We start from the raw sequence: 11360 nt of genomic DNA, 5'->3' as shown, positions 1-11360 counted from the left end.
CGCTGTGTCACCTCGCCGCCGGCGCCATCGCCAGCCGCTGAACGCCGGACGGGCCGGCGACGAGCAGCCAGTCGGCTTCCATCGAGACCACGTCGAAAGCCGCGCCCAGCCCGGGCATCGGCGCCATCGGCACGAAGCTGTCGCCGAGCGCGGCGCCGACCAGCACCTCGCCCGCCTGCGTCGCCAGCACGAGGCGGCCATCGGGCAGGAGCACGCCGCCGTTGACCGCCGCGCGGGTGCCGGTCGCCAGCGGCTTCCAGTTCGCGCCTGCGTCGGTCGAGCGCCAGGCCGTGCCGCGCAGGCCGAGGGCGACGATCGCGTCCTTCGAGGCCGCCATGCCGAACCAGGTGCCGGGATACGGCGTTTCGATGCGCACGAAGCGTCCGGCCGCCGCGTCCAGGCGCATGACCAGGCCGAGCTCGCCGACGATCACCACCTGGTCGCCGGCCTGGCGGATGGCATGCAGTGAATAGCCGTCGCGGTTGTCGGTGCGGTCGAGCCATGGCTCCCACTTCGCGCCGCCGTCCGCCGTGTGCAGGATCAGGTTGAACTGGCCGACCACCCAGCCTTCGCGCTCGTCGCGAAAGTGCACCGCCAGGAAGGGCCGGGTCGGCCCGTCCTCGGCCATGCGCTTCGCCTCGTCGCGCGCCCGTGCGAGCGCCGGATCGGCGGCGGCGCCCTTCTTCTCATAGTACGAGACCATCATCGCCCCGAGGCTGCGGCCGTCTAGCACGCGGCGCCAGTTCAGCCCGCCGTCGGTGCTGTGCAGCACCACGCCGTCGTGGCCCACCGCCCAGCCCTGCGTGGGGGACGGAAACTGCACCGCGAGCAGGTCGGTGCTGACCGGCGCGGGACGCTGCTCCCAGGTCTTGCCGCGGTCCGCGGAACGCAGGATGTGGCCGCGCGGGCCGACCGCGACGACATGCTCGGCATCGACCACCGCGAGCGCATAGGCCGGCGCACGAAGCGAGCGCGGCGTCATGCGCGCCGGCGCATCGAGCGGATCGACGAACGCGGATGCGGAAAGCCCGGTCGCCGCGGCGACCACGATCGACGCCCAAAGGCACGCCACGATCGTCGCGAGGGCTCTCAGGTGCGGCATGGCGCGAACGGAGGAACAGGCATCCTTGGCCACTCTCGCGTCGACTCAGCGCTGGGTCCGGCGCGCCAGGCCTTCGGGGCTGTAGAACGCGTCGGCGTCGACCGTGTCGATGTCCACGAACAGGCCCTTGTACCCCGCGAGGATCGACGAGTTGTACCAGGCCCCGGTGCCGAAGTCGAAGTAGAAGGTGCCGCCCTGCACCACCGCCTGCTTGTCGTAGGCCCAGACCGTGGGATTCAGGATGCCGCGCGAGAGCTTGCCGGTGGCGTCCCAGGCATCGACCATCACCGCGCCAGGGATGTCCTCGTCGAGATGGAAGCGGCGCTTGGCGACGACGTGGCGCGCGCCCGGCTTCAGCGTGGCGTCGATCACGGTGACGCGGTGCAGCTCCCAGCGCAGCGCGTCCGGGTTCGGATGGCCCTTCATCAGGAGGTCGTCGGGCTTCGCGCCCAGGTACTTGTAGGCGTTGTACGGGATCAGCATCTCCTTGGTGCCGACCAGCTTCCAGTCGAAGCGGTCGAGCCGGCCCGAGAACGCGTAGATCTCGTCGTACAGCATGGCCCCGGCAGACGTAGCGACCGGAAAGTCGTAGCTCGCGTCGGGCGACAGCCGCACGCGGCGCTGGCCCGGCGTGTAGGCCCAGGTCTTGTCGGGCTGGGCCACCGGATTGATGAACTTGCGCTGCAGGTTGCCTTCACCGGTGATCCGTGCCGGAGCGGAATAGATATTGTTGTTCATGAAGTACTGGCCACCCTTGCCGTAGAACTCCTCGGCGGTCAGCTTCTGGTTGAAGTAATCGTTCTGGTTGCGGTTGTTGACCTCGCCCGTCATGACCTTGTTGCCGCTCCCATCCACGTACCAGGCCTGGCCGTAGGTCCACGAAGAGTTGCCCTTGTTCACCAGCATCAGGTTCCACATCGCCTCCTGGCCGGTCTTGGGGACCGGGAACGGCGTGCCGCCGAAGCAGCCGGACACCGCTTCGCCGTCTTCGATCGCCTTGCAGCGGCCGGCTGCATTCTTGCGGGTGTTCTCGACGTACCACGCCGAGTAGTTGGCCGGCCGGCGTGAAGGATAGACATCGAGGCGGAAAGTCGGGTAGCGCTTCAGCAGTTCCTTCGTCGCCTCGGTGAGCTTGTCGGCATGCTGCTCCATGTTGGCCGCGGTCACGGTGTAAAGCGGCTTGTCGGCAACATACGGGTCGGCCCAGAAACCGGAGTCCTTCTTGAAGCCCGGCGGATTGGCGTTGACCGGAAGGCCGCCGTCCCAGGCTGGAACGCTGCCGTCCTTGTTGCCCGCTTTCAAGGCGCCCCAGGGCAGGCGATCGCCATCCTGCGCGATGGCTGCAGGCACGAAACTCGCGCCGACGCCCAGGCACAGCGCGGCAGTTGCAATGTGTCGAATATTCATCTCGATTTCCTTCGAAGTGCTCAGAACGCGGTCTGGTAGGTGAAATTCACGTAGTTGCGATCGCGCAGGTTCGCCAGACCGGAGGCGAAGTACTGTGGTCCGCCCGGGACGGTGAAGAGGGTGCCGGTCTTGCCACCACGTGCGTTGAAGGTCAGGTCGAACTGGTGCTTGTACTTGCCGGCCAAGTACTCGACCCGGATGCCCGGACGGATCAGCCACGACCCTTCGGGCGTGATGCCGGCGCCGACGGCGGCAGCATTGCCCTTCAGACCGTAGGTCAGGAACAGCGGCGCCGAGATGTCCGTGCTCGGAAAGACCTGCTGCCACACCGGTGTGAACGACAGGGCGATGCTCGCGGCGTTGCGCGTCGAGCAGCCACGCAGCACGGGGTTGTCGATGCAGGCCACGTTGCCGCCCTCGCCGTTGAAAAGGGCAGCGCCGCTGGTGATCTTCTGCAGGTTCATCGCGTCGAACTGCAGCGCGATCGAACCCGAGTCGAAGAGCGCGTTCTTGTTGATCGTCAAGGCGCCGCTCATCAGGAAGTGGATCGTGTCGCCGCGCGGACCTTCCAACCCAGGGTCGTTGACCAGGCCGAGGGAGGTGCCGGGGGAGGTGCTGTAGGCGAAGCCGCTCTTGACGTTCAGGGGCATCTTGCGGCGGTAGTTCAGCTCCACGCCGGTGCCCCAGCCGCCGATCAACGCGTTGTAGGTCAGGCCGATCAGTTCGATGTCCTTCGCATAGACCGCGCGGCCGATACGCGCGCCGTTGCCGGCGACCGCAACCTGGCTCAGCCAGCTCGGGTTCTTGTCGTCGAACCGGCGCAGCCACAGACCGAAAGAGTCGCCCTCGAGCGCCTGCGGCGACCACTTGAGGCCCAACGCGATGTCGCCCTTGTCGCCCTGGAACGACGCGCCGCGCGGCACGGTCGGATTGGCAATGAATGGCGGACCTTCGAGCGCGGTGTCGTTGACCTGCCAGAACGTGCCGCCTTCGGAAATCCGCGCCGAGCGGAATTCGGCCGTGTACTGGCCCATCAACGAGAACGCGTTGTTGATCTGCCAGATGGCGGCGGCTTGGCCGAGCGGCAGCGCCGTTTCCTTGGCCGAGGCGCCCGGGCTCAGGTCCGACTTGCGGCCGTCGTTGGGCGCCATCGAGTAGGAGACGCTGCCGCCGTTGCCGAACAGGAACTCGCCGGGCAGCCAGGCGAAGCGGCCGGCCTTCACGTTCAGCGAGGTACCTCCGAAGTCGACGTTGCCCCAGGCGAACGCATCCATGAACTCGGCGGAGGGGCCCTTGTAGTAGCGGTCGATGTAGGAAGTGAAGTCGTTCCTCGCATAGTTCGGAACCGCCGCGAAGCGCGGGGCGCTGACGCTCTTGCTCGGAAAGTTGGTGTCGTACCAGCCTGCAGCGCTGACCCGCAGACCCATGTTCTTCCGGTAGTTCAGGTCGAACTCGGTGTAGACGTCCAGGCGCGACAGCGTCACGTCGTTCTTGTCGAACAGCCAGTTGCCCTCGTCCACCGCCGGCGAGCTGACGAGCCTGGGATCACGTTCGCCGGTGCGGACCGCCGAGTTGTATCGCAGCGTGGTATCGAGCGTGAGTTCCAGGTCGGGCGAGTCGGTATCGATCTTGAATGCCGCCGCGGGCGCGGCCATGGCAACCGCCGCGCTGATGCAGGCCACCTTGAAGGCGTGCTCGCCGCGCGCAGCGCGATGGCGAGTCCTTCGGTCGTTTTTCATGGAGTCTCCCGTGTTGGACCTGTGGAATCCGTCCTGGGCGGAGGCGCCGCGCCGTGTCGTGCCGGGCAACGCGTTCATGCCAATATTAGAACAGTGTTCATATCTTTGCACAGGGCAACGAGAGCGTCAACCAACGCGTCTCAGTAGTTACCCGGTGACCCGGATCGGCCAGGCATCTGCAACAGGGCGGGCGATAGCGCCCTCGCGGGGTCGCGGCGTGGCAAGGTCAGGGCGAGCAGCACGCTGGCGCCGGCGCAGGCGATGACGAAGGCGAAGGCCAGCAGATAGGCGGCCGGGCTCGGATGCGACCCGGGGCCCCGGGTCGCGTCGCTCACCGTCGAGCTGGCCAGCAACAGGGTCGCGAGCTGCGTGCCGATCGCGGTGCCTACGGTGCGCACCACATGCGACATGCCGTTGATCTCGCTCGTGCGATCGGACGGCGCAACCTCGACGATCAGGTTCGGGATCGCCGCATAGAGGATCGATCCGCCGAGGGTGATCACGAACGCCTCGGCGACCAGCAGCCACACGGCGTCGTGATGCAGCAGCACGGCCACCCAGCCGGTGCAGATCACCAGGGTGCCGATCAGCGCCGCGCGCCGCGCGCCATGGCGGCCCGCGACATGCCCGCTCCAGGGCGCCCCGAACAGTCCCGCGAGGCTGGCGGGCACCTTGATCGATGCGGCCAGCGTGGCCGTGAGACCGAGGCCGATGCCGGTCCACGCCGGCTGCTGCGCGAGCAGCAGGATCACGAGCATCAATTGCGCCGTGCCGAGGCCGAACAGCGCCATCAGGCCCATCGCCAGCCCGATCTGGCGTTCGGCGAAGCGGCGCACGTCGATCATGGGCTGCGGATGGCGCCATTCGTGACGCACCCAGGCTGCGATCGCCAGCAGCCCGGTTGCGATCAGCCCGAGCGTGACCGGGTCGGCCGGCCCACTGCCCTTCATGCGCGTGACGGCCCACAGCAGCAGCGCGACGCCGGGCGCGAACAGCACGCCGCCGAGCAGGTCGAGGCGCCCCACAGCCGCACGTCGCACCGAGGGCGGCAGCAGCCCCACCACCGCCGCGATCGACAGCGCCGTCTGCCCGACCGAGAACCAGAAGATCCAGCGCCAGCCCGCATGATCGACCAGCCAGCCCCCGAGCAGGATGCCCGCGCCTGCCGTGAAGCTCGCCATCGCGGCGACCCAGCCGATGCCCACTGGCACGCGCGCCTTCGGCAGATGCTCGCGGACCAGCCCGATCGTGAGCGGCAGCAGCGCCGCCGACATGCCCTGCACCGCGCGGCCAGCGATCAGCCACGGCAGGCTGGTGGCGAAGGCGCCGATCAGCGAGCCGGCCATCGCGAACACCAGCACCAGGATCAGCAGCCTGCGCCGGCCGTACAGATCGCCGAGGCGCGAACTCAGGCCGGCCGAGACGGCGCCGACGAGCAGGAAGGCCGTGATCAGCCAGCCGACGCCGACTGGGTCGCCGAACTCGCGCATCAGCGTGGCCAAGGCGCCGTACATCATGCCGACCTCGAAGGAGCTGTTCACCTCGGCGAAGACCAGCACGGCGAGGATCAGCAGCCAGCGGCGGTTCTCGGCCGGCGTGGGGGAATCGAGTTTCACAAACGTCTCCTCGTGCCCGTCTCAGGGCTCTTCACGCGCCGAGGCGATGCCCGGCTAAGCCGGCCCGTCGAACGGACCTGCGACACCGCCGTCCAGCTGCTGCAGCAGGCGCCTCAGGCTGTTCGACAGCCCCCGGCGCTCGTCGTCCGGCAGCGCCCGCACCGCCTTGAAGACCGGTGCCGGGTGGGCGATCAGGCCGTCCAGCACCTGGTCACCGCGCGCGGTCATGCGCACCATCTGCCCGCGCCGGTCGAGCGGGTTGTGGACCCGCTCCACCAGTTCGCGCGCGACCAGCCGGTCGAGCCGCTTCTTCAGCCCCGGCAGCGAGATCCACAGCCGCTCCTTCAGCCCGGTGGGCGTGCTCTCGAAGGGCGGCCCCATGCGCCGCAGCGCGCCCAGCACCATTACGTCGCCGGAATTCAGTCCCTGCGCGGCAGCCAGCGACGCGATGCTGCGCTCGACGTGATGCCCGAGGCGCGACAGGCGCGCCAGTACGGCGAACACCTGCGGATCGACCTCCGGCCAGGCACGGCGCCAACTCTCCAGGTTGGGCTGCACGACGTCGTCGTCCTGCGCCGCCGGCGCCATGGAGGCCAACGCCGGCGCCAGGTTCAGCGGCGCCGCGATGCGCGCGAGCACCGACAGTTGCAGGTCCTCGCCCCGCTCGGCGCGAACGATCTGCGGTTGATGCACGCCGGCGCGCTGTGCCAGTTCGCGCTGCGACCATCCCGCCGCGGCGCGCTTCTCCTTCAGCAATTCGGCCCATGAGGATTTGCTCCAGGTGCTTGGTTCGGTCATCGGTACGCCTGCTGGTTGATATCTTTCACGATATCAGCGGCAGGCCGCGGGCAAGCGATCAACCTTCGTCGTTGACCCAGCGCACGAAGCGGTTCAGCGGCAGGAAGCCGTCGTGCGAGATGCCCGCCTCGAAGGCCACCGCCTTGCCGAGCTCGACGATGCGCTGCACGCCGGCCGCAGCCAGCGCATCGCGCAACTCCGCCTTGCGCTGCGGCGGGTAGACGCCGACCGTCTGCGTCGCGACGTTGGCGCAGCCCACCGCCGAGGCCAGGCTGGTCACTGGCACGACGTTGACCACGCGGCCGTCCGGATGGAAATCGACCTGCTCTTCCGAGCGGATCACGAGTCCTCGGCCCTCGTAGCCGCCCCAGACGCGGTAGTGCGGCTCCATGCCGCGCAGCCCGTCGATCTCGTCGCGCAGCTCGGTCGCCAGCGGGCTGCCGACCGCCGAGCAGGTGTCGCGCTGCACGCCCAGCCGCGCCTGCAKCAGCGCGCAGTAGCGATCGACCTCCTGGACCGAGCCCTCGACGAACTGCACCCGGCTCGACGCGCAGGCCTGCTGGTTCATGATCGTCGCGTCGGTCGCGGCGCGCTCGGCGACGTCGGCGAGCGCGGCGTCGGAGGCGAAGGCCTCGCGGCCGATCAGCGAGATCGAGGTCTTCGGATCGAAGGCCACCAGCTCGAAGCCCGGGCCGAGGTATTGCTTGACGCTGCGGATCGTGCTCTCGCCGCCCCAGGCCACCACCTTGTCGAAGAACTGCGGCCGGAACAACAGGCTCTCGACCTGGGCGTCGCCGCCGCGCCAGTAGGCCGCCGAGAACGAGCGCACAAGTGGATGGCCGGGCGCGACGGCCGCCATCGTGCGCAGGATGGCGGTGGCCGTGAAGAGATCGTTGGAGGGCAGCTTGATCAGGTGCACGCCCTTCGTCAGCGCGCCCCGCACCAYCGACATCGCGGCCACGCCCGGCGCGTTGCCGGCGATCACGTGGATCAGCCGCGGCGGGAACGCGCGCATTCGGTGGGTGCGACCGCTGGGCGCGTCGGCGATGACGCGCCAGCCGTCCAGCACATCGGCGCCACCGAGCTCCTGCTCGACCTGGAAGATCAAGCCGCGGCGGTCGAAGACGCGGCCCAGGCCGGCATAGGAGCGCTCCAGCACGTCGCGCGGCAACGGGCTGGTGCGCATGCTGAACTCGAGCGCCTCGGCGAGCAGCCCGTCGGGGTCGCGCTTCAGGCGCTCGCCGGAGGCCACGAGCAGGTCGATGATCTCGGCCAGCGGCGTGTCGAAGGCGGGGCCGGGCTCGCGGCGCGTCCACACCAGCGCGTTCAGGTCCAGCGCCGGGGTCGCGAAGCGCGCCCGCGGGCTGCCGTATTCGTGGGCCGCGCCTGTGACCACGTTGCCCTTCACGACATGGCACACGGGGACCGCGGAGGTCGCTACGCTGGTCGCGTTCATGCGGCCATCGCTCCACGCACATAGGCGTCGATCGTGCCGGCACACCCGATGTGATCGTCCTCGCCCGGCTGCGCGAAGCGCGTGATGTTGTCGAACAGCGTCGGCCCGCGGCGCCCGCAGGGGCAGCGCGGCTTCAGGTCGACCGTCACCTTGTCGCCGGTGATGAGCCCGCCCCAGCGCCCTTCGTAGAGCAGGTCGAGGAAGGCGAAGCGGCCCTCGACGATGCCATCTTCGCCGTCCTTCGCTGTCAACAGGCGCTCGCCATCGCGATCGACGATCAGCCAGATCAGCGCCGGCGCGCGGTGGTAGCGCCCGGCCTCGCAGCGCGGCATCACCTGCGCGAGCTCGGTCATGCCGTAGTTGCCCGGGCGCACGACCTTGCCGAAGAAGCGGTCGACCTGCTCCTTGTAGTCCGGCGGCAAGGGCACGCCCTTGATGCCGCCGCCGGCGTTGACGACGGTGTCGGGATGGAAGGCGCCGTCGCCGATGCCGCGCTCGCGCGCCCGGGCGATCAGCGCCATGTACTGCGCCCACATGCCCGAGATCAGCATCGGCTGCGCGCGGCGGTCGAGGATCGTGTCGAGCAGCTTCAGCAAGCCCTCGCGCCCTTCGGCGCCCTTGCGCGCGGCCTCTTGCTCGAAGGCGGCGATCTCGTCGGGCGTCGCGCTGCCCTCGGCCATCTTCTTGCGCATCGCCGCCATCCGGCTGACGTCGGCGATCCTGAGCGGCTGGTCGGTCAGCGCGAAGGTTTGCCCCGGCTTGCCGAAGTTCTCGAAGTTGAACTGGGCGGCCTCGGTCGCGCTGCTCGCGCCTCTGGACGGGCCCAGCCAGAACACCGTGCGGTCGGCATTCGAGCGCACGTAGGGCCAGCCGACCGAGTACTTGAAATGGCGCTTCTTCAGGTCGTGGTCACCCACCGTGTGATTCAGGAACGAGCACTTGCCCGACGAACCGCTGGTCGCGAGCACCCGGTGGCCGGCCTCCCACAGCCGCGCGACCCAGTCGTCGACGTCCTTCACGCCGTCGACGTTCACGCCGGTGGTGTCGGCCACTGACAGCGTGTTCAGCCACTGCAGCATGCGGCCCCACTGCCCCTTCTCGACGAAGGACGGCGGGTAGGACTTGTAGACCGTGTGCGCGAACAGCAGGGGAACCAGGTCCGCGAGCCTGCCGATGTGCTCGATGCCGGCTTCTTCGGCGCGCCGCGCGAGCAGCGGGATCTGCGCCTTGCGCTCCTCGAGCAGCTCCTGCGCCGCGCGCACCTGCAGCACTTCGACGTCGGAGGCCGTCAGGTCATAGGCGAGGTCCGGGTCGAGGATCATGTCGACCAGTTGCTTTCGGTTCGGTGTCATGCTGCCCGCCTCACTGGCAGACATCGATGGCGGTCGCAACCGACACGCTTTCCCACTCGGCGAGCTGCTTCACCCTCGATTCGTAGGCCCCACGCAGCATGCCGACCGCGTCGGCACCGAGCACCAGCCGCAGCGGGGGCTGCGGTGCCTCCAGCACCCGGATGATCGCGGCCGCGGCCTTGGCCGGGTCGCCCGGCTCGTGGCCGTGGTAGTGGCCGATGTGGTCGCGCGCCTTGTGCGCGGGCGTGCCCTCGTAGGCCTCGATCCGCAGGCCCGCCTGGCGCTGAGAACCACCGGCGAACTGCGTCCGGAAGCCGCCCGGCTCGACGATCGTCACGCGAATGCCGAATGGCGCCAGCTCGGTCGCCAGCGCCTCGGTCGCGCCCTCCAGCGCGAACTTCGAGGCGGCATACAGGCCGCAGGCGGGAAAGCCGATCACGCCGGCCACCGAGGCGACGTTGAAGATGTGCCCGGCGCGCCGCTCGCGCAGGTGCGGCAGCAGCGCCCGCACGACCGCGAGCGGGCCGAACAGGTTGGTGTCCATCACCTGGCGCCCTTCGGCGTCGGACACTTCCTCGATCGCGCCGAAAAGGCCGTAGCCGGCGTTGTTGACCAGCACGTCGATCGTGCCGGCGAGCTTCAGGGCCTTCTGCACGGCCGGTTCGACCTGGTCGATGCGCGACACGTCGAGCAGCAGCGCATGGGCGCGGCCAGGCGCGAGTTGCTCGAAGCGATCGGCCTGCGCAGGCTGGCGCACGGTGCCGACGACAGTGTCGCCGCGCGCGAGCGCGGCCCGGGCGAGTTCGAGGCCGAAGCCGCTCGAGACGCCGGTGATAAGCCAATTTGCCATCTCGGGATTTCCTTTGATCGTTGCTGTCGGGATGTTCAACTATATATACGACGTTCTGTTTTTTATTATCTTGGCGAATCTTCAATGTCGCCTCGCCAGGCCGCAATCGGGTTTACCCTGGTTCGCAGGTATCGGTTCGGCGTCGCCGGCGAATGGAGGACCTACGCGGACATCCAGGCCCACATCCTGCTGATATGTTTATCCATATCGCCCGATCTCAGGCGTTGCCCGCGCTGGCGCGGGCAGAGAGCTCGTCGTGGATCCGTTTCGCGGCCGCGAGTCCGACGTCGAAGTCCGCGGCACGCACAGCGCATTCGACGGCGTCGATGCAGCGCAGCGCGGCTTCGCTCGGCTCGCCCGCATCGGCCAGCCTGGCGCGATACGCGGCGATCGCCTCGGCCGCGCCGACGCGCTCGAGCGGCCGATGGCGCAACAGCGCCGATGCCGGCGGCCGGTCCGCATCGAGCGCCGCGGCGAACGCGCGCGCGGCCGCCAGCGGGTCGGCGTCGCACAAGCGATCGAACAAGGACGTGTCGGCGTAGCGGTCGGCGCGCACCGGCTCGGCGGCCAGGATCAGCGCGAGAGCGCGTGCCACGCCGACCGCACGCGGCAGGCGCTGCGATCCGCTCGGCGGCACGACGCCGTGCCCCAGCTCGGGCAGCGCGACGCGCGCGTCGCGCTGCCCGATGCGGTAGTGGCAGGCCAGCGCGAGCTCGAAGCCGCCGCCGATCGCGAAGCCGTGGATCGCCGCGACCACCGGCTTCGTGCACTCCTCGATGCGCGGGAACAGGTGGGACGACAGGGCCGGCCACTGCTGCTGCAGCGGCGAGCGCAGCTCGGCATAGTCGCCGCCGGCCGAGAAGCCGCGGCCGGCGCCGCCGATCACGATGGCACGCACCGAGAGATCGGCATCCGCCGCCTCCAGCGCCTCCCACAGCGCGAGCCGCATCGGGTGCGAGAGGCTGTTCACCGGGGCATGCTCGAGCACGAGCTGCAACACGCCGCCGACACGCCAGAGCTCGGAGCGCACCCGGGCCATC

At 69.2% G+C, this 11360-nt stretch carries 9 protein-coding genes; all 9 read right to left on the bottom strand.

The features are described 5' to 3' along the window. Positions 1-7 precede the first annotated feature (7 nt). Positions 8-1102 carry a YCF48-related protein gene (locus AC1DY5_RS00725; protein WP_478107384.1) on the bottom strand — a complete coding sequence of 365 codons (1095 nt, stop codon included), beginning with the start codon at positions 1100-1102 and terminating at the stop codon, positions 8-10. 45 nt (positions 1103-1147) lie between these two features. Next, positions 1148-2509 carry a DUF1329 domain-containing protein gene (locus AC1DY5_RS00720; protein ID WP_478107382.1) on the bottom strand — a complete coding sequence of 454 codons (1362 nt, stop codon included), beginning with the start codon at positions 2507-2509 and terminating at the stop codon, positions 1148-1150. Positions 2510-2529: 20 nt separating this feature from the next. Continuing rightward, positions 2530-4248, bottom strand: a complete 1719-nt coding sequence (locus tag AC1DY5_RS00715; RefSeq protein WP_478107380.1) for a DUF1302 domain-containing protein — start codon at positions 4246-4248, stop codon at positions 2530-2532. Between the two features lie 140 nt (positions 4249-4388). After that, positions 4389-5864, bottom strand: coding sequence for an MFS transporter (locus AC1DY5_RS00710; protein ID WP_478107378.1), 1476 nt, complete (start codon positions 5862-5864; stop codon positions 4389-4391). 54 nt (positions 5865-5918) lie between these two features. After that, positions 5919-6662: a MarR family transcriptional regulator gene (locus AC1DY5_RS00705; protein WP_478107375.1), complete on the bottom strand. Its 744-nt coding sequence runs from the start codon at positions 6660-6662 to the stop codon at positions 5919-5921. A 58-nt stretch (positions 6663-6720) separates the two neighbouring features. Continuing rightward, positions 6721-8118 (bottom strand): acyl-CoA reductase, encoded by a 1398-nt coding sequence (locus AC1DY5_RS00700; protein WP_478107373.1) that lies wholly within the window; start codon positions 8116-8118, stop codon positions 6721-6723. Continuing rightward, on the bottom strand, positions 8115-9470 hold the full coding sequence (locus tag AC1DY5_RS00695; protein ID WP_478107371.1) for a hypothetical protein: 1356 nt from the start codon (positions 9468-9470) through the stop codon (positions 8115-8117). Before AC1DY5_RS00695 ends, AC1DY5_RS00700 begins: the two co-directional genes overlap by 4 nt. A gap of 10 nt (positions 9471-9480) precedes the next feature. Continuing rightward, complete coding sequence (locus AC1DY5_RS00690; protein ID WP_478107369.1) at positions 9481-10320, bottom strand: oxidoreductase; 840 nt, start codon at positions 10318-10320, stop codon at positions 9481-9483. A gap of 217 nt (positions 10321-10537) precedes the next feature. Further along, the gene (locus tag AC1DY5_RS00685) at positions 10538-11359 is read right to left on the bottom strand and encodes an enoyl-CoA hydratase/isomerase family protein (RefSeq protein WP_478107367.1); all 822 of its coding nucleotides are present in this window, start codon (positions 11357-11359) and stop codon (positions 10538-10540) included. Position 11360: the final 1 nt, after the last annotated feature.

Source organism: Variovorax sp. P4_D9, assembly GCF_056401695.1.
Note: the sequence above shows the minus strand (reverse complement) of the source record. Positions and strands in the feature narration are given on the sequence as shown.

What these genes read in the sequence shown, in the direction of transcription:
- AC1DY5_RS00725 (WP_478107384.1), bottom strand. Translation starts at nt 1,102, where the DNA reads ATGCCGCACCTGAGAGCCCTCGCGACGATCGTGGCGTGCCTTTGGGCG.
- AC1DY5_RS00720 (WP_478107382.1), bottom strand. Translation starts at nt 2,509, where the DNA reads ATGAATATTCGACACATTGCAACTGCCGCGCTGTGCCTGGGCGTCGGC.
- AC1DY5_RS00715 (WP_478107380.1), bottom strand. Translation starts at nt 4,248, where the DNA reads ATGAAAAACGACCGAAGGACTCGCCATCGCGCTGCGCGCGGCGAGCAC.
- AC1DY5_RS00705 (WP_478107375.1), bottom strand. Translation starts at nt 6,662, where the DNA reads ATGACCGAACCAAGCACCTGGAGCAAATCCTCATGGGCCGAATTGCTG.
- AC1DY5_RS00695 (WP_478107371.1), bottom strand. Translation starts at nt 9,470, where the DNA reads ATGACACCGAACCGAAAGCAACTGGTCGACATGATCCTCGACCCGGAC.
- AC1DY5_RS00690 (WP_478107369.1), bottom strand. Translation starts at nt 10,320, where the DNA reads ATGGCAAATTGGCTTATCACCGGCGTCTCGAGCGGCTTCGGCCTCGAA.
- AC1DY5_RS00685 (WP_478107367.1), bottom strand. Translation starts at nt 11,359, where the DNA reads ATGGCCCGGGTGCGCTCCGAGCTCTGGCGTGTCGGCGGCGTGTTGCAG.